24 protein-coding genes are annotated in these 18,799 nt (G+C 68.0%); all 24 read right to left on the bottom strand.

Annotation, left to right across the window (positions count from 1 at the left end):
- Positions 1-6: 6 nt before the first annotated feature.
- The 24 genes from ACIRC0_RS08910 to rplX all read right to left on the bottom strand — a co-directional run bounded on the left by ACIRC0_RS08910 (position 7) and on the right by rplX (position 18,799).
- Positions 7-762 carry a polyprenol monophosphomannose synthase gene (locus tag ACIRC0_RS08910; RefSeq protein ID WP_403613245.1) on the bottom strand — a complete coding sequence of 252 codons (756 nt, stop codon included), beginning with the start codon at positions 760-762 and terminating at the stop codon, positions 7-9.
- A gap of 130 nt (positions 763-892) precedes the next feature.
- Positions 893-2,515, bottom strand: a complete 1,623-nt coding sequence (locus ACIRC0_RS08905) for a glycosyltransferase family 39 protein (protein ID WP_403613243.1) — start codon at positions 2,513-2,515, stop codon at positions 893-895.
- The gene (locus ACIRC0_RS08900; RefSeq protein ID WP_403613241.1) at positions 2,512-4,392 is read right to left on the bottom strand and encodes a glycosyltransferase family 39 protein; all 1,881 of its coding nucleotides are present in this window, start codon (positions 4,390-4,392) and stop codon (positions 2,512-2,514) included. Before ACIRC0_RS08900 ends, ACIRC0_RS08905 begins: the two co-directional genes overlap by 4 nt.
- Entirely contained in the window at positions 4,389-5,408 is a 1,020-nt protein-coding gene (locus ACIRC0_RS08895; RefSeq protein WP_403613238.1) for a glycoside hydrolase family 26 protein, read from the bottom strand. The genes ACIRC0_RS08900 and ACIRC0_RS08895 overlap by 4 nt, the downstream gene beginning before the upstream one ends.
- Entirely contained in the window at positions 5,405-6,991 is a 1,587-nt protein-coding gene (locus ACIRC0_RS08890) for a glycosyltransferase family 2 protein (RefSeq protein ID WP_403613234.1), read from the bottom strand. Before ACIRC0_RS08890 ends, ACIRC0_RS08895 begins: the two co-directional genes overlap by 4 nt.
- A gap of 180 nt (positions 6,992-7,171) precedes the next feature.
- A complete protein-coding gene (truA, locus tag ACIRC0_RS08885; RefSeq protein ID WP_403613231.1) occupies positions 7,172-8,035 on the bottom strand; it encodes a tRNA pseudouridine(38-40) synthase TruA in 864 nt (287 codons plus the stop codon).
- A gap of 73 nt (positions 8,036-8,108) precedes the next feature.
- Positions 8,109-8,645, bottom strand: coding sequence for a 50S ribosomal protein L17 (gene rplQ / locus ACIRC0_RS08880; RefSeq protein WP_403613228.1), 537 nt, complete (start codon positions 8,643-8,645; stop codon positions 8,109-8,111).
- Between the two features lie 179 nt (positions 8,646-8,824).
- A complete protein-coding gene (locus tag ACIRC0_RS08875; RefSeq protein WP_003966937.1) occupies positions 8,825-9,847 on the bottom strand; it encodes a DNA-directed RNA polymerase subunit alpha in 1,023 nt (340 codons plus the stop codon).
- A gap of 146 nt (positions 9,848-9,993) precedes the next feature.
- Positions 9,994-10,398, bottom strand: a complete 405-nt coding sequence (gene rpsK / locus ACIRC0_RS08870) for a 30S ribosomal protein S11 (RefSeq protein WP_003956432.1) — start codon at positions 10,396-10,398, stop codon at positions 9,994-9,996.
- 65 nt (positions 10,399-10,463) lie between these two features.
- Positions 10,464-10,844 (bottom strand): 30S ribosomal protein S13, encoded by a 381-nt coding sequence (rpsM, locus tag ACIRC0_RS08865; protein WP_067240336.1) that lies wholly within the window; start codon positions 10,842-10,844, stop codon positions 10,464-10,466.
- A gap of 199 nt (positions 10,845-11,043) precedes the next feature.
- Entirely contained in the window at positions 11,044-11,157 is a 114-nt protein-coding gene (gene rpmJ, locus ACIRC0_RS08860) for a 50S ribosomal protein L36 (protein ID WP_003998809.1), read from the bottom strand.
- Positions 11,158-11,219: 62 nt separating this feature from the next.
- Positions 11,220-11,441 (bottom strand): translation initiation factor IF-1, encoded by a 222-nt coding sequence (infA, locus tag ACIRC0_RS08855; protein ID WP_003948620.1) that lies wholly within the window; start codon positions 11,439-11,441, stop codon positions 11,220-11,222.
- Between the two features lie 182 nt (positions 11,442-11,623).
- Entirely contained in the window at positions 11,624-12,460 is an 837-nt protein-coding gene (gene map, locus ACIRC0_RS08850) for a type I methionyl aminopeptidase (RefSeq protein ID WP_403613225.1), read from the bottom strand.
- A gap of 192 nt (positions 12,461-12,652) precedes the next feature.
- On the bottom strand, positions 12,653-13,315 hold the full coding sequence (locus ACIRC0_RS08845) for an adenylate kinase (protein ID WP_403613223.1): 663 nt from the start codon (positions 13,313-13,315) through the stop codon (positions 12,653-12,655).
- On the bottom strand, positions 13,315-14,628 hold the full coding sequence (gene secY / locus ACIRC0_RS08840) for a preprotein translocase subunit SecY (protein WP_403613220.1): 1,314 nt from the start codon (positions 14,626-14,628) through the stop codon (positions 13,315-13,317). Before secY ends, ACIRC0_RS08845 begins: the two co-directional genes overlap by 1 nt.
- A 251-nt stretch (positions 14,629-14,879) precedes the next feature.
- Positions 14,880-15,335, bottom strand: coding sequence for a 50S ribosomal protein L15 (rplO, locus tag ACIRC0_RS08835; protein WP_059127184.1), 456 nt, complete (start codon positions 15,333-15,335; stop codon positions 14,880-14,882).
- Between the two features lie 2 nt (positions 15,336-15,337).
- Positions 15,338-15,520: a 50S ribosomal protein L30 gene (gene rpmD / locus ACIRC0_RS08830; protein ID WP_030174559.1), complete on the bottom strand. Its 183-nt coding sequence runs from the start codon at positions 15,518-15,520 to the stop codon at positions 15,338-15,340.
- 2 nt (positions 15,521-15,522) lie between these two features.
- A complete protein-coding gene (gene rpsE / locus ACIRC0_RS08825) occupies positions 15,523-16,128 on the bottom strand; it encodes a 30S ribosomal protein S5 (protein ID WP_019753099.1) in 606 nt (201 codons plus the stop codon).
- A 36-nt stretch (positions 16,129-16,164) separates the two neighbouring features.
- The gene (gene rplR, locus ACIRC0_RS08820) at positions 16,165-16,548 is read right to left on the bottom strand and encodes a 50S ribosomal protein L18 (protein WP_200700872.1); all 384 of its coding nucleotides are present in this window, start codon (positions 16,546-16,548) and stop codon (positions 16,165-16,167) included.
- Positions 16,549-16,551: 3 nt separating this feature from the next.
- Positions 16,552-17,091, bottom strand: coding sequence for a 50S ribosomal protein L6 (rplF, locus tag ACIRC0_RS08815; RefSeq protein ID WP_403613217.1), 540 nt, complete (start codon positions 17,089-17,091; stop codon positions 16,552-16,554).
- A gap of 24 nt (positions 17,092-17,115) precedes the next feature.
- Positions 17,116-17,514: a 30S ribosomal protein S8 gene (gene rpsH, locus ACIRC0_RS08810; protein WP_103837545.1), complete on the bottom strand. Its 399-nt coding sequence runs from the start codon at positions 17,512-17,514 to the stop codon at positions 17,116-17,118.
- Positions 17,515-17,727: 213 nt separating this feature from the next.
- Entirely contained in the window at positions 17,728-17,913 is a 186-nt protein-coding gene (locus tag ACIRC0_RS08805) for a type Z 30S ribosomal protein S14 (RefSeq protein WP_003956452.1), read from the bottom strand.
- Between the two features lie 5 nt (positions 17,914-17,918).
- A complete protein-coding gene (gene rplE / locus ACIRC0_RS08800) occupies positions 17,919-18,476 on the bottom strand; it encodes a 50S ribosomal protein L5 (protein WP_019753095.1) in 558 nt (185 codons plus the stop codon).
- Positions 18,476-18,799 (bottom strand): 50S ribosomal protein L24, encoded by a 324-nt coding sequence (gene rplX / locus ACIRC0_RS08795; RefSeq protein WP_103837548.1) that lies wholly within the window; start codon positions 18,797-18,799, stop codon positions 18,476-18,478. Before rplX ends, rplE begins: the two co-directional genes overlap by 1 nt.

The raw sequence follows: 18,799 nt of genomic DNA, 5'->3' as shown, positions 1-18,799 counted from the left end.
GTGAGGTCAGCTCCGTCGGTTGCGCATCCGCAGTCGCAGCGGCACGAGCGCCGACTCGACCTGCGTCGCGAGGTTCATCTTGGACACGCCTTCGGTGCGCTCCTCGAACCGGATCGGGATCTCGACGGCGCTGTGACCGGCCCGGACGGCCTTGAACTTCAGCTCCACCTGGAAGCTGTAGCCGGCGCTGTCCACGGTGGCCAGGTCGACGTCCCTAAGGGTCTGCGCGGACCACAGGTTGAAGCCGGCGGTGATGTCCCGGATCTTGGTGCCGAGCACGGTTCGGGCGTACCGGTTGGCGAAGCGGGACAGCAGCACCCGGTGCTTGCCCCACTCCTCGTCCAGCGCACCGCCCTCGACGTACCGGCTGCCGATCACCAGGCCGACCCCGGAGGCCACGGCCGTGCCGAGCATGCGCGGCACCGCCTCCACCGGGTGGCTGCCGTCGGCGTCCATCTGGACGACGTACGCGGCGCCCTCGGCGAGCGCGGCGCTCATGCCCGCCACGTACGCGCGCCCCAGCCCGTCCTTCTCGGTGCGGTGCAGCACGCTCATCCGCCACCGGCCGTCCCAGTTGTGCTTCTCGGCCAGCTCCTCGGCGATCCGCCCGGTGCCGTCCGGGCTGGAGTCGTCGACGACCTTCAGGTGCAGCCCGTCGATCGGCAGTCCCAGCACCGCCTCGGCCATCCGCGGCAGGTTCGCCGCCTCGTTGTAGGTGGGCATCACCACGGTGACGCGGGCACCCCCCAGGTCGTACGTCATGTCGTTTCCCCTCCGTGGAAATCCCCTGGTTTGCGTTTCCCCCCACCCGGGTGCCGTTGCCGGCAGCCGGACGTCCGGAGGGGGTCCGGCGGACCCCCTCCCGACCAGTCCTCGAGCGTCCTCGGACGGCTCAGGCGTGCACCTTGCGCCGGGACGCGTCGTCCTTGCCCGCGGTGTCGTCCGCGGCCTTCTTCACGGGCTCCAGCAGCACCAGCTGGAGGCTGGTCAGCTTCCGGGTCCTGACCACGCGGAACCCGCGCTCGACCGCGGCCGCCGTCTGCTTCGGCATCCCGCTCAGCGGCTGCCCGTCGAACGTGGTCGACACCAGCCACAGCCGCTTGGCCTTCGCCAGACACGGCGCCGGCCGCGGGCACTCGGCCGCCCCGAAGGAGCCCAGCTCCTGCGGCGTCTGGTACATGAGCACGTCACGTGGCCGGCCGGGGTCGTCGCGCAGCTCGTAGGCCATGGCCCGGCGTTCCGCCATCACCCCGCTGAAGGCGATCCCGTCGCCCTTGCGCTGCTCGGCCCGGATGATGCGGGCGGCGCCCCGGAAGTCCGGCTCCCCCTGCGCGTTCTGGCGGGTCTCCCGGATGCCCGGCAGTGCCTGCCACAGGAGCCCGGCGACGGCCCCCGCGGCCAGCACCCAGCCGAACCCCCGCCGCACCGCCGCCCCCGTCCCGGCCTTGGCGCCTGCGACCGGACCGGCCAGCCGGGTCACGGCGACCGCCGCCAGGAGCACCCAGGCGGGCAGGGTGAAAAACAGGTAGCGCGGCAGGAAGAGGTGGAGCTTCGAGGCCGTCACATAGGTCGCCAGCGGCGGGAGCACGACCCACACGGCCAACGGCAGCGCCCGCTTCCCGGCGAAGAACAGGCCCACCAGCCCAAGGGCCAGCACCGGCACCGCCACAGCCCAGGATCCGAACAGGTTCTTCGGAAACTCCAGCAGGTCCTTCAGCACGGGGTTGTTCCAGGCGATCTGCCCGCTCTGCCCCGAGCCCTGGACGGCCGCCGGGAAGACGAAGCACAGGCCGAGGGTGCCTGCGGCCGCGTACGCCCAGCCCGCGATCCGGTCCCCGGAGCGCCGTGCGATCAGGATCATCGTCAGGTGCGCCCCGAGCACCGCCATGGAGGCCAGATGGCTCCAGCCGATCAGGGGCACGGACAGTGTGTAGCCCACCCACACCTTGAAGGACGGCTGGTCCAGGGCCCGGGCGAGCAGAAGCGTCGACAGCAGCACTGCGGCCACGGCGAAGGCATAGGGGCGGATCTCCTGCCCGTAGCGCGTCACCGTGGGCACGACCGCGAACGCCAGTCCCGCGAGCACGCCCGTCTGCGTGGTGAACATCCGCCGTCCGAGCAGCGCGAGCAGCCCGGCCGAGCATGCCATCGCGACGGCCTCCGGCAGGCGCATCGCCGTCGGCGAGTCGCCGGCGACGGCGATCCACGCGTGCATCAGCACGTAGTACGGCGTGAAGACCACGTCGATCGTGCGGATCAGATGGCTCAGGTCCTGGAAGGAGAGCGTGGCCGCCCACCAGGTGGCGTGCTCGTCGCGCCACAGCTGCCGCACCCCGATCCCGCGGAGGATCACGGCCATCGCGGCGGCGGTGGGGACCAGGAAGACCAGGGCGGCCGTGAGGCGGCCGCCGCCGGGGCCGTCGGCCCGCTCGGTCTCCCGGCGGGCCCTTCGGCCGCCGGGGACGGGTTCCTCGTGCCCGGCGGGCGCGTAGTCGGTCGTCGTATCGCTGCTCATCGCTTGACCCAGACCCGGTAGGCGCTCTCGCCGCTGCTCGTCGTGTACGGGAACACGGCGGCCAGGCGGTAGTGCGTGTTGCCCTTCAGCCCCGCCTGAACCGCCCGGTACGTGTCGGGCGTCACGTTGCCGTGCATCACGATCACGTCGAACCAGCCGTCGTGCACCGCCTGCCGGAAGGCGTCGGGGCCGGTGTACTGCTTGCCGGCCTTGTCCCGGTAGTCCATGAAGTAGGTGTTCTGCCACTGCTTCCAGCCGGTGACGTCCCGCAGGTAGTACGCGGGCACCTCCTGCTCCTCCGCCAGATAGCGGCCCTTGTGGTCCACCATCGTGCGCAGGTACGCGGTCATCTGCGAGGAGTCCGGGAAGCTGTACGACTGCTGAGCCTGCACCATGCCGAACACCAGCGTGAGGACGTACAGCATGATCCCGAGCTGCGGGTGCCGGAAGTGCGGGCCGATCAGACGGGCCATGCCCAGTCCCGCCATGGGGGCGGCGAAGAGCAGGCCGAAGCCGACGTGCTTGAAGAGGGACACCTGGGTGTGCAGGTGGATCTGATAGGCCGGGGCCAGCAGTGCCGTCCCGGTGAGCAGCGCCCCGAGTGCGGCGCGGCGCCAGCGTCCCGGGGTGACTCCCTCGATCCAGGGCATCTCACCCATGCGGCCGCGCAGCGCGTAGGCGATCGAGCCGCCCAGGGCCGCGAGGAAGACCAGGCCGCCCCATTCCGCGCTGTGCTCCAGCAGCATGAGTGTGGAGTCCGAGCCGTGCGCGCGGTTGGTGGTGGTGGAGCTGATGCCGCCGAGCGGCCCGGACAGGGCGTATCCGGCGCCGAGGAGGGCCGCGATGCCGGCGCCCAGCACCACGCCGCGGCCGGCCGCCTTCACACTGCGGTGCCGGTGGGCGGTGACGATCGCCAGCACCACCAACGTGGGCAGGTACAGGCCGGATGCGTACTTGACGGCGAAGGCCAGCGCCGCCGGGGGTGCGGCGAGCAGGACGGCCACCGCGGGCATCCGGTCGGTGCGCACCACGGCGTACATCGCCAGCGCCAACAGGAAGATCGCCGCGGCGTCATAGGTGGCGAAGTTGCCGAGCACCGTCGTGGGCTCCACCACGGAGAACAACGCGGCGGCACCGAGCGCCGCCCGCAGGTTGAACAACCGCCGCGTCAGGGCGTACAGCAGCGCGGTGGCACCCAGCATGAACCCGAGGCTCACCAACCGGACGCCGGTCAGCCCGAACGCGGAGTCCACGGCCGCCGCCAGCACGGGGTACAGCTTCGGGTGGCCCGAGAAGTAGCCCGCGAAGTCCACCGGCAGCTTGGTGCCGTGCAACAGGTTGTCGAGTTCGTAGTGGCCGGACGCGATGTACAGGGCCTCGTCCTGGAACGCGGTCCCCTTCAGCCTGAGCGACAGCCCGGCCTGCACCAGGAGCAGGAAGAGCAGGGCCACGCGGCCGAGCAACTTGCTGCGCCGGGTGTCCACGTCCCAGGCGGACTCCTGGACGTCGGGCAGGGTGTAGCCCGGTGCCCGCTCGGCCTCGCCGACGATCACCGCCGGCTGCGCGGACGGCTCGGGTTCGGGCTCCGCGTAGGGGTCGTAGACGTCGTAGTACGGCGGATAGGCGTCGGTGGTCTGCGCCGTCCCCGCCTGCGCCGGCTGCTGCTGGGGCCAGTCGTAGGTATGGGGCGCGCTGGCCTGCTGGGCGTACTCCCCCTGATACGGGGGGTGGCCGTCAGCCATGGAGTGGCCGTCAGCCTCGTGCCCGTAGGCTTCCCGCCCGTACGCCTGTCCGCCGTATTCCTGTTCCTGGTAGGGGCCAGGCTGCCCGTACGCCTGCTGCTCCGTCCACGGGCCAGGCGGCTGTCTGCTGCTCATGGCTTCGTCACGTCGAATCCGAAACGGTCACTGGCCGCCTTCCGACGGAACGTTTGCTCCGACAGAGGCCCGCTGCTGATGCGCCAGTCCGTTTCCTTGTTGAAGTTGAACCAGACGAAGCCGATCACGTCGTCGTGCGCGGCCGTGCCCTGGAAGAGATCGGTGATGTCGGCGGGCTTGCGGTCCCCCGCCTCGACGGCCGTCTCCGCGATGATCACCGGCTTCCTGGTGAAGGCCCGGACCTGGTCGAAGGTCGGCCCGTACAGCGTGCGGAAGGTGGACGGTCCGGTCTTGGCGTAGTAGCCGATGACGCCGACCCAGTCGACGTAGTTCTCGCCCGGCCAGTACGGCTTCAGCTTCACCTTGGGCATCGGGTTGACCACGTTCGGGCTCCACACCCAGATGACCTGGGTGGCGCCCACCTCGTCGAAGACGTCGTGGACGTGCCGGAAGGCGGAGACGAACTGCGCCGCGGTGGCCTTCTTCGTGCCCCACGGGTACCAGAAGCCGTTCATCTCGTGCGCGAAGCTGATGGCCACCGGCAGGTTGAGCTCCTTGACGGCACTCGCGTACTCACGGATGTACGCGTCGTCCTTGCCGGACGCGATCTCCTTCAGCGATGCCTTGAAGGGCTCCCAGGCGATGAAGGCCAGCGCCCCGTAGTCCCAGGAACTGCGCACCAGACGCGCTTCGTACTGATCGCCCCACGCGGAGTAGAACTCGATCAGATTGGGCTGCTTGCCGGCCGCCTTCGCGAAGTCCGTGATGTTCTTCATGCTGGCGGGGGCCCCTTCGGCGGCCACGCCGAGGTATTTCTTCGCCGGCGCGAGCAGCGGCCGTACGTCGTACGGCGGCTCGGGCTTCTCGGTCTGCGACCCGGACGACTCGCTCCCGTCCGGGTTCTTGCCCTCGGCCTGCTCGTACTGCTGCCGGCCCTTGTCGGAGAAAGTGCTGCAGCCCGCAAGGAGCGCGCAGGCGATCAGCAGGGCGGCCAGCGCACGGATCTGTCGGCTCACGCGGTGCGCTCCCGGGGCTGGACGAGCACGCGTGCGACGACGACGGCGTAGAAGAGGCCGGCGGACAGCATCAGAGCGAAGTCCGGCGGGTATTCGGTGAGCATGCGCCAGCCGGCCACGACCACCCACAGCACGGCGGTGCCGCCGGTCCATCCGATCATGCCGATCCAGTACCTGCGCATGCCGTTCTTCTTGGCGCCCTGCGAGCCCGTGGGCTTCCAGCCCATGGGGCGACCGCGCAGCACGTCCCACACGGCGAAGACGTGCGACCAGCCGTACATCACGCGCACCGCCCAGGCCTCGAGGCGGTACGGCGCCCGGTGCCACAGCGGCAGCACCAGCGTCACATAGGCCACGCTGGGCAGCACCCACAGGGCGGCCTCCGCGCGCAGCAGGTCGGGACGCAGGATCATCAGCGAGAGCGGAATGATCGGCGTGATGAAGGTGGCAAGAGCCGTCTGGATGTAGTACAGGAAGCCCGAGATGTAGCACAGACGGGTCGTGAACTTCAGGTCCAGCTCCCAGAACCGCTTGCCGGTGATCAGCTCCAGCGAGCCCATGCACCAGCGGTACTGCTGGTTGTGGAAGGCGCCCGCCGTGTCCGGGCAGACGCCCACCGACAGCGCGACCGGCACGTAGCGCAGCTTCCAGCCCAGCGCCCGCAGGTCGAAGCCGGTGTACATGTCCTCGGAGTGCTCGATCAGCGTGATGCCGCCGATCTGGGCCAGGGCCGCGCGCCGGTACACCGCGCACGAGCCCACACAGATCGATCCGTCCTTGTCCTCACGGGAGGTCTGCACCGAGCGGTAGAACTGCTCCTGGACGGCGCCGGCCCCGCGCTCGATCCAGTTCTGCCGGTCGGTGATCCGGAAGAACTGCGGCGACTGCACGATTCCGATCTTGTCGTCGGCGTCCATGTACGGCAGCAGCTCGTCGAGCAGGTCGGCGCGCGGAGCGAAGTCGGCGTCGAGAATGAGGATGTGGTCGCCGTCGGTGATCCCGAACGCGTGGTGCAGGTTGCCGGCCTTCTTGAACCAGCCGCGGTTGGGCCGCACCACGTAGTGGAAGCCGAAGTCGTGCGCCATCGCGCCCACCTCGGCGTCGTCGCCGTCGTCGAGGACGTACACGTTGACGACGCCCTTGTAGGTGCCGGCCAGCCGGTTCACGTTGACCCAGGTGTTGTGCAGCACCTCCAGCGGCTCGCCGCACACCGGCAGGAAGACGTCGACGCTGGGGTACACGGCGGGCCGCCAGTCGCGCACCAGCTGCTTGTGCGCCTTGATGTCGAAGTCCTTGCTGAGCCCGTCCAGGTACAGCGAGATCAGGTAGTCGGCGACCACGAAGGCGAGCAGCGGCATCGTCAGCCAGAACCACGGGCTCGATGCCGTGAACAGGGCCTGGCTCACCGCGAGGCACGCGAAGCTGATCAGCGAACCGATCGTCAGCATCCACAGATGCCTGCGCGTGTACGAATACTTCTCTGTTTCGTCCGGCGGCTGCGGCAGGAGTCCGTGGCTCTCGGCCACCCTCCTGCGCCTGCGGCGCTGAGACGTGCGCGCGTCAGCACGCACTGCACTACTCATGAAAAGAAACCCCCAGGGCCGAACCGGCCCGGTACCCCACCCATACTCGGCGTCCCCATTCGAATCATTGGCCGAGTGTCGCAAGAGTAACCGAGTAGTAAGACATATGTAAGGGGCAGCAAGTTGCTTACGCCCGAAGAGTGGCGACATGGGCGATATGTCGCTGGAAATTCTGCGTTACTAGCAGGTTTCGCAGCCGGTCCTGAGGGGCAGGGTCCGCTTGTTTCGCGCTTCCCTGTTCCGCGCCGCCAGCAACTCGTCGGCCGGGTAGCCGACTTCCTCCAGGGTGAGCCCGAGCGGTCGTACGACATGCACCGCCGAGTCCCGTACACCGGCGGCCAGCACCTTGGCGGGCCAGTCGGGCGTGCGGTGGCCGTCGCCGACGAAGAGCAGGGCGCCGATGAGCGAGCGCACCATGTTGTGGCAGAAGGCGTCGGCCCGGACGGTGGCGGTGATGATGCCGTCCGCCCCCCGCTCCAGGCTCAGCTCCTGCAGCGTACGGATGGTCGTCGCGCCTTCCCGCCGCTTGCAGTACGCGGCGAAGTCGTGCTCCCCGAGCAGCCCTCGGGCCGCCTCGTTCATGGCGTCGACGTCCAGGGGCCAGTCGTGCCACAGGACGTGGTGGCGCAGCAGCGGATCGACACCGCCGGGGTTGTCGGTGACCCGGTAGGCGTAGCGCCGCCAGATCGCGGAGAAGCGGGCGTTGAAGCCGCTGGGCGCCTCGCGCAGGGCCCACACCCTGACGTCCTTGGGCAGTCGTCCGGCGAGCCTCTTGAGCAGCTTCCCGCGGTGTTCGCCCCACACCTGAAGCGGCAGATCGACATGGGCGACCTGCCCCCGGGCGTGCACCCCGGCGTCGGTCCGTCCGGCGACGGTCAGTTCGTACGTCTCCGGGGAGCGGGTGACGGTACGCAGGGCGTCCTCGAGCTCCCCCTGCACGGTCCGCCTGCCGCCGGCCTGCTTGGCCCATCCGTGGAACTCGGTGCCGTCGTAGGACAGATCGAGGCGGATGCGGACGTAACCGGGCTGTACTTCGTCACTCACGGGGGAATCCTCTCAGGTACGCGAAAGCGGGTCCGCCCGGCAAGGGCGGACCCGCTCAGCGCGAGGTGAGACCTCAGGCGTCCTTCGACTCCTCGGCAGCGGCCTCTTCGGCCGGCGCCTCGGTGGTCTCGTCGGCCTTGGTCTCGTCGGCCTTGGTCTCCTCGGCCTTGGTCTCCTCAGCCTTGGCCTCGGACTCCTTGACGGCACGCTTGGTCGCCGCCTCGGCCTCGCCGACCGCCTTCTGCTGCACCGTCAGCGCCTCGACCAGCTCGATGACGGCCATGGGCGCGTTGTCGCCACGGCGGTTACCGATCTTGGTGATGCGGGTGTAACCACCCGGACGGTTCTCGTAGCGCGGGCCGATCTCGGTGAAGAGCGTGTGGACGATGCTCTTGTCCGTGATGACCTGGAGCACCTGACGGCGGTTGTGAAGGTCGCCCTTCTTCGCCTTGGTGATCAGACGCTCGGCGTACGGGCGCAGGCGGCGGGCCTTCGCCTCGGTGGTGGTGATACGACCGTGCTCGAACAGCGACTTCGCGAGGTTCGCGAGGATGTGCTTCTCGTGCGCGGCACTGCCGCCCATGCGGGCACCCTTGGTGGGCTTCGGCATCGTGTTTCTCCTAGGTGTCTGCCCCGGCCGTGTCAGGTACCGGGGTCAGTATCCGAGCGGGCGGTTGCCCGTCGGAGATCCGGGAGCAGCCCCGAAGGGGCGCTCCCGGAAGGGGCGCGGGGACTGCGCGACAAGCCACAGCGCACCCGCACCCGAAATCCGGCGTCCTCGCGGAGCGCCTAGTACTGCTCGGTCTCCACGAACCCGGCGTCCGCGTCGTCGTCCGCACCGAAGGCGTCCGCAGCCGCGGTCGGGTCGAATCCGGGCGGGCTGTCCTTGAGCGCCAGGCCCATGCCGGCCAGCTTCGCCTTGACCTCGTCGATCGACTTCGCACCGAAGTTGCGAATGTCGAGGAGGTCCGCCTCGGAGCGCGCGACAAGCTCACCCACGGAGTGGATGCCCTCACGCTTGAGGCAGTTGTACGACCGAACGGTGAGCTCCAGCTCCTCGATCGGCAGCGCCAGGTCCGCAGCCAGCGCAGCGTCCGTCGGGGACGGACCCATGTCGATGCCCTCGGCGTCGATGTTGAGCTCGCGCGCGAGACCGAACAGCTCGACCAGGGTCTTACCGGCGGAGGCCATGGCGTCACGCGGACGCATCGCCTGCTTGGTCTCGACGTCGACGATCAGCTTGTCGAAGTCGGTGCGCTGCTCGACACGGGTGGCCTCGACCTTGTACGTGACCTTGAGCACGGGGCTGTAGATCGAGTCGACCGGGATACGGCCGATCTCCTGGCCCACCTGCTTGTTCTGCACGGCGGAGACGTAACCGCGGCCGCGCTCGACCGTCAGCTCCATCTCCAGCTTGCCCTTGCCGTTGAGCGTGGCGAGGACCAGGTCGGGGTTGTGCACCTCGACACCGGCCGGGGGCGCGATGTCGGCGGCGGTGACCAGACCCGGGCCCTGCTTGCGCAGGTACATCACGACCGGCTCGTCGTGCTCCGAGGAGACGACCAGCTGCTTGATGTTGAGGATCAGGTCGGTGACGTCCTCCTTGACGCCCGGCACGGTGGTGAACTCGTGCAGGACGCCGTCGATGCGGATGCTGGTGACAGCAGCGCCGGGGATCGACGACAGGAGGGTGCGGCGCAGGGAGTTGCCGAGGGTGTAGCCGAAGCCCGGCTCCAGTGGCTCGATCACGAACCGGGAGCGGAACTCGTCGACGACCTCTTCGGTCAACGAGGGACGCTGAGCGATCAGCATGTGTGGATCAGATCCTTCAGTCGGGGGCGCCCGCTATATGACGCCCGACCACACCGCACCCGGAGGGGTACGGGTACTGCAAGGGTACGGGCGGCACGACCCGAACCGGGACCGTACCGCCCGAATCCTCCAAGCCGGGCCCTGCCTCAGACGCGGCGGCGCTTCGGCGGGCGGCAGCCGTTGTGCGGGGTCGGGGTGACGTCCTGGATGGAGCCGACCTCGAGGCCCGTGGCCTGCAGGGAGCGGATCGCGGTCTCACGACCGGAGCCCGGGCCCTTGACGAACACGTCGACCTTGCGCATGCCGTGCTCCTGGGCGCGGCGGGCGGCCGACTCGGCGGCCATCTGCGCGGCGAACGGCGTGGACTTCCGGGAGCCCTTGAAGCCGACGTGGCCGGCGGAGGCCCAGGAGATCACGTTGCCGGACGGGTCGGTGATCGAAACGATGGTGTTGTTGAACGTGCTCTTGATGTGCGCGTGACCGTGAGCGACGTTCTTCTTTTCCTTGCGGCGCACCTTCTTGGCAGCGCCCTGACGTCCCTTGGGGGGCATCCTTTAACTCCTACGGGAGGTGGTCGGTCCTACAGCGAAGACCGTGGACAGGTGTCCGCTGCGGACTACTTCTTGCCCGGCTTCTTCTTGCCGGCGATGGCGCGACGCGGGCCCTTGCGGGTACGGGCGTTGGTGCTGGTGCGCTGACCGCGGACGGGCAGACCGCGACGGTGACGCAGACCCTGGTAGGTACCGATCTCCACCTTGCGGCGGATGTCGGCCTGGATCTCGCGACGGAGGTCACCCTCGGTCTTGATGTTGTTGTCGACGTACTCGCGGATCGCGACCAGCTGCTCCTCGGTCAGGTCCCGAACACGGGTGTTCGGGTCGACGCCGGTCGCAGCCAGCGTCTCCTTCGAGAGGGTCCGGCCGATGCCGAACACGTAGGTGAGGGCGATCTCCACGCGCTTTTCGCGCGGGATGTCGACACCGGAAACGCGTGCCATTCAATGGCTCCTGGTGATCTTCGGAGGTCTTCCACAGGACCGGTTCCCAGCCGCCGTATCAGGTACGAACTGGGTCCCCGGCCTCCGAACCGGGGGTATCAAGCCGCCTCGAGCGGCTTGGGCCCTGCGTATGAACAAATTCAGCTCGCGTCGCGCGAAACTCTGCGATAGCGGTGCAGAGGGTGCGGTCGGTCGTGCGTCAGCCCTGGCGCTGCTTGTGGCGCGGGTTCTCGCAGATGACCATGACCCGGCCGTGACGGCGGATCACCCTGCACTTGTCGCAGATCTTCTTGACGCTCGGCTTGACCTTCATGGGATGTGAGGTTCTCCGGGTCAGTTGCCGGCGGCCCCGCTCACGCGGGACGTGGGCAAGATCTACTTGTAGCGGTAGACGATCCGGCCACGCGTCAGGTCGTACGGAGACAGCTCCACCACGACCCGGTCGTCAGGGAGGATGCGGATGTAGTGCATACGCATCTTGCCGCTGATGTGTGCCAGGACCTGGTGGCCGTTCTGGAGCTCGACCTTGAACATGGCGTTCGGAAGAGACTCGACGACAGTGCCCTCGATCTCGATGGCACCTTGCTTCTTGGCCACGCTTCGCCCTTCGAATCGACTACCTTGATCGACTCCTGGTGCGCCTTACGCGTGCATGCGGACATGCGGGTGCACAAGAGCCGACGAGTCAGTCTACGTCAGCGCACCCGGAAAGACGAATCGCGAAAGTCTGCCCCATCGGGGTGATCGCTATGCACGGGAGGACCGTTCCTTGACCGACGTCAGCCCAGCGGATCCGGCGCCGCCGTGACCCCGTGCTCGGCGAGCTTCGCCCTGCCACCGTCGGGAGCCGTCAGCACCAGGGGGCCCTCCTCGGTGAGGGCGACGGAGTGCTCCCAGTGGGACGACCACGTGCCGTCCGTCGTGATGACCGTCCAGTCGTCCGACAGGACCTCGGTCTTCGGGGTGCCGAGCGACACCATCGGCTCGATCGCCAGGCAGAAACCGGGCACCAGCTTCGGGCCCTTGCCGCGGCGCCGGTCGACGTAGTTCAGCAGGTGCGGGTCCATGTGCATCTCGGTGCCGATGCCGTGGCCGCCGTAGTCCTCGATGATCCCGTACCGGCCGCCGCCCGGCTTCGGCTGCCGCCGGATGTACGTCTCGATGGCCCGGGAGACGTCGACGAGGCGGTGGCCCTGCTTCACCGCCGCGATGCCGGCCCACATGGACTCCTCGGTCACCCGGGACAGCTCGATGAGCTCCGGGGCGTGGCCGGAGCCGACGAACGCGGTGAACGCGGCGTCGCCGTGCCAGCCGTCCACGATCGCGCCGGCGTCGATGGAGATGATGTCGCCGTCCTTGAGGACCACCTCGTCGGAGGGGATGCCGTGGACGACGACCTCGTTCACCGAGGTGCAGATGGTCGCCGGGAAGCCGCCGTACCCCAGGAAGTTCGACTTCGCCCCGTGCTCCGCCAGCACCTTGCGGGCGACCTCGTCCAGGTCCTTCGTCGTGGCGCCCGGCACGGCCGCCTCGCGTGTGGCCGCGTGCACGGCGGCGACGACCAGCCCCGCCTCACGCATCTTGGCGATCTGCTCGCGGGTCTTGATCTGCACCATGGGGGCTGCGGCCTTTCTGGACCGGGGAGAGACGGACACCAACAAAGATACGGGGCGGCGCGTCCAGCCCGTCCGGCGCTTGGGGACGGGCCCTCGGGCCGGCGCCCGCGTCCGGGGGCGCACAGCAGTGCCACCCCACACGTCGGCCGCGGCCCCCGTCGGGGAACCGCGGCCGTGGAGCGCCGGGAGCGACTACCTGTCGCCCACCTTCTGCTGGAGCGCCTCCATCGCGCGTGCCGTGACCTCTTCCACCTTGCCGAGGGCCGAGATCGTGACCACCAGGCCCTGGGCCTTGTAGTAGTCGATGATCGGCTCGGTCTGCGTGTGGTAGACCTCGAGGCGCTTGCGGACCGTCTCCTCGGAGTCGTCGTCCCGCTGGTACAGCTCCCCGCCGCAGACGTCGCAGACGCCTTCCTGCTTCGGCGTCTTGTACGAGACGTGGAACACGTGCGACGAGTCGTTGCGGCACACCCGGCGGCCCGCGATGCGCTTGACGACCTCGTCCTCGGGGACCTCCAGGTCCAGCACCGCGTCCAGCTTCATGCCTTCGGCCTCGAGCATGTCGTCGAGCGCCTCGGCCTGCGAGACGTTGCGCGGGAAGCCGTCCAGCAGGAAGCCGCCCTGCGCGTCCTGCTGCTCCATGCGGTCCTTGGCCATCGCGATGGTGACCTCGTCGGGCACCAGGTTGCCCGCGTCCATGTAGGACTTCGCGAGTTTCCCGAGCTCCGTCTGCCGGCTGATGTTGGCGCGGAACAGGTCGCCCGTGGAGATGTGCGGGATCGACAGGTTCTTGGCGAGGAACGCGGCCTGCGTCCCCTTGCCGGCACCAGGCGGCCCGACGAGCACGATTCGCATCAGCGGAGGAACCCTTCGTAATTGCGCTGCTGGAGCTGGCTCTCGATCTGCTTCACCGTCTCGAGGCCGACACCCACGATGATCAGGATGCTGGTGCCACCGAACGGGAAGTTCTGGCTCGCCCCGAAGCCCACCAACGCCATTGTCGGTACGAGAGCGATCAGACCCAGGTACAGCGACCCCGGCCAGGTGATCCGGTTGAGTACGTACGACAGGTACTCAGCGGTGGGCCGACCGGCCCGGATGCCCGGGATGAAGCCACCATACTTCTTCATGTTGTCCGCGACTTCCTCGGGGTTGAACGAGATGGCCACGTAGAAGAACGCGAAGAACACGATCAGCAGGAAGTAAAGGGTGATGTAAATCGGGTGGTCACCCTTGGTGAGGTTCTGCTGGATCCAGGACTTCCACCCGGAGTTGCCCCCGGCGAACTGCGCGATCAGCGCCGGGATGTAGAGCAGCGACGACGCGAAGATGACGGGGATCACACCCGCCTGGTTGACCTTGAGCGGGATGTACGTGGACGTGCCGCCGTAGGAGCGGCGGCCGATCATCCGCTTGGCGTACTGCACGGGGATGCGCCGCTGCGCCTGCTCGACGAAGACCACCAGGCCGACCATGACCAGGCCGACCAGGATGACCGTGCCGAACTCGATCCAGCCGCCGGCCAGGGTGCCCTGCTTCTTGATCGCCCACAGCGCGGACGGGAAGGTCGCGGCGATCGAGATGAACATCAGGATGGACATGCCGTTGCCGATGCCGCGGTCGGTGATCAGCTCGCCGAGCCACATGACGACGGCGGTACCGGCGGTCATGCAGATGACCATCGTGATGGTGGTGAAGATCGACTGGTCGGGCACGATCGAGGACGCCACCGGGCAGCCCGAGAACAGGGCGCCGCTGCGGGCGGTGGCCACCAGACCGGTGCCCTGGAGGATCGCCAGCGCCACCGTCAGGTAACGGGTGTACTGCGTGATCTTCGTCGTACCCGCCTGGCCCTCCTTCTTCAGGGCTTCCAGGCGCGGGATGACCACGGTCAGCAGCTGGAGAATGATGCTCGCCGTGATGTACGGCATGATGCCCAGCGCGAAAACCGTGATCTGCAGCAGCGCGCCGCCGCTGAACATGTTGACCAGACCGAACAGGCCCTGCTGTCCCTTGGCCACGTCGATACAGGTCTGAACGCTCTTGTAGTCGACGCCGGGGATCGGGATGTGGGTACCGACCCGGTAGACCACGATGATCCCGAGCGTGAAGAGCAGCTTCTTGCGCAGGTCGGGCGTCCTGAACGCCCGGGCGAACGCGGTGAGCACGGTGCCTCCTGCGACCCCCGCGCAACTGCGTCAAGGGTGACGGTCTGAGTTTCCGACTGAACAAGGACAACAACGACATACTTAACGGTCGACTGCCGCCCCGGGTGCCCGAACCGCGACACCCGGTGAAACTGGGCAGTGCAGGCCACCATACCGGCGAGACTGCCCCCCTTGGAACGACCGACCGGGGATACCCCTATGTGAGGTATCCCCGGTCGGGATCGTTCAGGTCATCGAGACGCCCGAAAGTTTCAGACGAGCTCGGTGACGGTACCGCCGGCGGCGGTGATCTTCTCCTTGGCGGAGCCGGAGACGGCGTCGACCGTCACCTGCAGCGCCACGGAGATCTCGCCCTGGCCGAGCACCTTGACGAGCGCGTTCTTGCGAACGGCACCCTTGGCCACCAGACCCTCGACGGTGACCTCGCCACCCTCGGGGTAGAGCGCGGCCAGCTTGTCGAGGTTCACGACCTGGTACTCGGTCTTGAACGGGTTCTTGAAGCCCTTCAGCTTCGGGAGGCGCATGTGCAGCGGCATCTGGCCGCCCTCGAAGCGCTCCGGAACCTGGTAGCGGGCCTTCGTGCCCTTGGTACCACGACCGGCCGTCTTACCCTTCGACGCCTCACCACGACCGACACGGGTCTTGGCGGTCTTGGCGCCCGGGGCGGGACGGAGGTTGTGGATCTTGAGCGGGTTCTGCTCCGCCATGATCAGTCGACCTCCTCGACCGTCACGAGGTGGCGGACGGTGTGCACCATGCCGCGGAACTCGGGACGGTCCTCCTTGACGACCACGTCACCCAGGCGCTTGAGGCCCAGGGAACGCAGGGTGTCGCGGTGGTTCTGCTTGCTGCCGATGTAGGACTTGACCTGCGTGATCTTGAGCTGCGCCATGATTACGCACCCGCCCCGGCACGCGCACGCAGCAGGGCCGCGGGGGCGACGTCCTCGAGCGGCAGACCACGGCGGGCCGCGATCTCCTCGGGACGCTGCAGGCCCTTCAGGGCCTCCACGGTCGCGTGCACGATGTTGATCGCGTTGTCGGAGCCGAGCGACTTCGACAGCACGTCGTGGATACCGGCGCACTCGAGCACGGCACGCACCGGACCACCGGCGATAACACCGGTACCGGGGGACGCGGGCTTGAGCAGCACGACGCCGGCAGCCTTCTCACCCTGGATGGGGTGCGGGATGGTGCCCTGGATCCGGGGGACCTTGAAGAAGTGCTTCTTGGCCTCCTCAACGCCCTTGGCGATGGCGGCCGGCACCTCCTTGGCCTTGCCGTAACCGACACCCACGGTGCCGTCACCGTCGCCCACCACGACCAGCGCGGTGAAGCTGAAGCGACGACCACCCTTCACAACCTTGGCGACGCGGTTGATCGCGACGACGCGCTCAACGTACGCGGTCTTCTCGGCGGCAGCAGCGCCGCCGTCACGGCCCTTCCGGTCCCGCCGCTCGCCGCCACCGGCACCGCTTCCGCGGCGCTGGGGTCCAGCCATTGGATTACCTCTCTCTTTCCGCTAGCTACAAGCGGCTCAGAACTTGAGCCCGGCTTCGCGGGCGGCGTCCGCCAGGGCGGCGATGCGCCCGGCGTACTGGTTGCCACCACGGTCGAACACGACGGCCTCGACACCGGCGGCCTTGGCACGCTCGGCGACCAGGGCGCCGACCTGCTTGGCCTGCGCGGACTTGTCGCCCTCGCCACCGCGGATCGAGCTGTCCAGGGTGGACGCCGACGCCAGGGTGTGACCCTTCAGGTCGTCGATCACCTGCGCCACGATGTGGCGGTTGGAGCGGGTCACGACCAGACGGGGACGCTCCGCCGTACCGGACACCTTCTTGCGGATCCGGATGTGACGGCGCTTGATCGCGGCGCGCTTGTAGGCGTCGCCCTTGAGGATCTTCTGCCCGTATGCCATGGCTTACTTACCCGCCTTTCCGACCTTGCGGCGGATGACTTCGCCCTCGTACTTGACGCCCTTGGCCTTGTACGGGTCGGGCTTGCGCAGCTTGCGGATGTTGGCCGCAATCTCGCCGACCTTCTGCTTGTCGATGCCCTCGACCGAGAAGCGGGTCGGGGTCTCCACCTTGAAGGTGATGCCCTCGGGGGCCTCGACGGTGATCGGGTGGCTGTAGCCGAGCGCGAACTCGAGGTTCGAACCCTTGGCCGTCACGCGGTAACCGACACCGCTGATCTCGAGCTTCTTCACGTAACCCTGGGTCACGCCGGTGATCATGTTCGCCACCAGCGTGCGGGACAGGCCGTGCAGGGCCTTGTTCTGACGCTCGTCGTTGGGGCGGGTCACCTGCAGGGTGCCGTCCTCGCCCTTGGCGATGTCGATCGGCGCGGCAACGGTGTGGGTCAGTTCGCCCTTGGGGCCCTTGACCGAGACCGTACGGCCGTCGATGGTGACGTCCACGCCGGCGGGAACCGCGATGGGGAGCTTGCCGATGCGCGACATAGCTGTTTCCTCCGTTCCCTTCTGCTACCAGACGTAGGCGAGGACTTCCCCACCCACGCCCTTCTTGCCGGCCTGCTTGTCGGTGAGGAGCCCGTGAGACGTGGAGATGATCGCCACGCCGAGGCCGCCGAGCACCTTCGGCAGGTTGGTGGACTTCGCGTACACCCGGAGACCGGGCTTGGAGATCCGCTTGATGCCCGCGATGGAGCGCTCACGGTTGGGGCCGAACTTCAGCTCCAGGACGAGGTTCTTGCCGACCTCGGCGTCCTCGACGCGCCAGCCCGTGATGAAGCCCTCCTGCTGGAGGATCTCCGCGATGTGCGACTTGATCTTGGAGTGCGGCATCGTCACGGTGTCGTGGTACGCCGCGTTCGCGTTCCGCAGACGCGTGAGCATGTCTGCGATCGGATCAGTCATGGTCATGAATTGGCCTTCGGCCTCTCTCGCCGGGGTTTCCTGGTGCGCCATCCCTCTCCCCGATCCGAGACGGGACGGGTGCGGCGCGGTGGACCTACGGCGTAGTAAGTCGTAAGGGCGGCGACAGACGCCCAACCCCACAAGCCTAAGGCATGCGGGCTGGGCGTCCTGCCGCCCCAGTTGCTTACCGAGAGCCCTGGGGAATCCCCAATTGGGGGATTACCAGGAGCTCTTGGTCACGCCCGGCAGCTCGCCACGGTGAGCCATCTCACGAAGGCACACGCGGCAGAGGCCGAACTTGCGGTACACGGAGTGCGGACGGCCGCAGCGCTGGCAGCGGGTGTACGCGCGCACACCGAACTTGGGCTTGCGAGCAGCCTTAGCGATCAGAGCCTTCTTCGCCATCTCGCTCACGCCTCCTTGAACGGGAAGCCGAGGTGACGAAGGAGCGCGCGGCCCTCAGCGTCGTTGGTCGCCGTGGTGACCACGGTGATGTCCATACCCCGGACGCGGTCGATCTTGTCCTGGTCGATCTCGTGGAACATGACCTGCTCCGTGAGACCGAAGGTGTAGTTGCCACGGCCGTCGAACTGCTTGGGGGACAGGCCGCGGAAGTCGCGGATGCGCGGCAGCGCGAGCGACAGGGTGCGGTCCAGGAACTCCCACATGCGGTCGCCACGGAGCGTGACGTGGGCACCGATCGGCTGACCCTCACGCAGCTTGAACTGCGCGATGGACTTGCGGGCCTTGGTGACGGCCGGCTTCTGACCGGTGATCGTGGTGAGGTCGCGGATGGCGCCCTCGATCAGCTTGGAGTCGCGGGCGGCATCGCCCACACCCATGTTGACCACGATCTTGACGAGGCCGGGAACCTGCATGACGTTCTCGTACTTGAACTCGTCACGCAGCTTGCCCGCGATCTCCTCGCGGTACTTCTGCTTCAGACGCGGAGTGGTGGTGGTAGCCATCAGATGTCCTCACCCGTCCGCTTGGCAACGCGGATCTTGTTGCCGTTCTCGTCGAAGCGGTAGCCGACGCGGGTCACGACCTTGTTGCCGTCCTTCTCCACGACCAGCTGAACGTTGGACACGTGGATGGGGGCCTCGGTCGTGATGATGCCGCCGGCCTGCGAGCCGCGAGCGGTCGGACCAGCCTTGGTGTGCTTCTTGACCCGGTTGACACCCTCGACCAGGACGCGCTCCTCGCGCGGGAAAGCGGCAATGACCTTGCCCTGCTTGCCCTTGTCCTTGCCGGTGATGACCTGGACCAGGTCGCCCTTCTTGATCTTCAT

It is taken from the genome of Streptomyces sp. NPDC093984, from assembly GCF_044764595.1.
GTDB classification, from domain to species: Bacteria; Actinomycetota; Actinomycetes; order Streptomycetales; family Streptomycetaceae; genus Streptomyces; species Streptomyces cynarae.
Note: the sequence above shows the minus strand (reverse complement) of the source record. Positions and strands in the feature narration are given on the sequence as shown.

Bases quoted from the DNA above. Each gene is read 5' to 3' on its own strand.
- rpmD (WP_030174559.1), bottom strand. From the start codon at position 15,520: ATGGCGCAGCTCAAGATCACGCAGGTCAAGTCCTACATCGGCAGCAAG.
- rpsK (WP_003956432.1), bottom strand. From the start codon at position 10,398: ATGCCCCCCAAGGGACGTCAGGGCGCTGCCAAGAAGGTGCGCCGCAAG.
- ACIRC0_RS08875 (WP_003966937.1), bottom strand. From the start codon at position 9,847: ATGCTGATCGCTCAGCGTCCCTCGTTGACCGAAGAGGTCGTCGACGAG.
- ACIRC0_RS08805 (WP_003956452.1), bottom strand. From the start codon at position 17,913: ATGGCGAAGAAGGCTCTGATCGCTAAGGCTGCTCGCAAGCCCAAGTTC.
- rpmJ (WP_003998809.1), bottom strand. From the start codon at position 11,157: ATGAAGGTCAAGCCGAGCGTCAAGAAGATCTGCGACAAGTGCAGGGTG.
- rplX (WP_103837548.1), bottom strand. From the start codon at position 18,799: ATGAAGATCAAGAAGGGCGACCTGGTCCAGGTCATCACCGGCAAGGAC.
- rplO (WP_059127184.1), bottom strand. From the start codon at position 15,335: ATGGCGGAGCAGAACCCGCTCAAGATCCACAACCTCCGTCCCGCCCCG.
- rplR (WP_200700872.1), bottom strand. From the start codon at position 16,548: ATGGCATACGGGCAGAAGATCCTCAAGGGCGACGCCTACAAGCGCGCC.
- rplQ (WP_403613228.1), bottom strand. From the start codon at position 8,645: ATGCCGAAGCCCACCAAGGGTGCCCGCATGGGCGGCAGTGCCGCGCAC.
- rplF (WP_403613217.1), bottom strand. From the start codon at position 17,091: ATGTCGCGCATCGGCAAGCTCCCCATCGCGGTTCCCGCCGGCGTGGAC.
- ACIRC0_RS08845 (WP_403613223.1), bottom strand. From the start codon at position 13,315: ATGCGAATCGTGCTCGTCGGGCCGCCTGGTGCCGGCAAGGGGACGCAG.
- ACIRC0_RS08900 (WP_403613241.1), bottom strand. From the start codon at position 4,392: ATGAGCAGCAGACAGCCGCCTGGCCCGTGGACGGAGCAGCAGGCGTAC.
- rpsH (WP_103837545.1), bottom strand. From the start codon at position 17,514: ATGACCATGACTGATCCGATCGCAGACATGCTCACGCGTCTGCGGAAC.
- ACIRC0_RS08905 (WP_403613243.1), bottom strand. From the start codon at position 2,515: ATGAGCAGCGATACGACGACCGACTACGCGCCCGCCGGGCACGAGGAA.
- rplE (WP_019753095.1), bottom strand. From the start codon at position 18,476: ATGGCTACCACCACCACTCCGCGTCTGAAGCAGAAGTACCGCGAGGAG.
- ACIRC0_RS08910 (WP_403613245.1), bottom strand. From the start codon at position 762: ATGACGTACGACCTGGGGGGTGCCCGCGTCACCGTGGTGATGCCCACC.
- rpsM (WP_067240336.1), bottom strand. From the start codon at position 10,844: ATGGCACGCGTTTCCGGTGTCGACATCCCGCGCGAAAAGCGCGTGGAG.
- rpsE (WP_019753099.1), bottom strand. From the start codon at position 16,128: ATGGCTGGACCCCAGCGCCGCGGAAGCGGTGCCGGTGGCGGCGAGCGG.
- map (WP_403613225.1), bottom strand. From the start codon at position 12,460: ATGGTGCAGATCAAGACCCGCGAGCAGATCGCCAAGATGCGTGAGGCG.
- ACIRC0_RS08890 (WP_403613234.1), bottom strand. From the start codon at position 6,991: ATGAGTAGTGCAGTGCGTGCTGACGCGCGCACGTCTCAGCGCCGCAGG.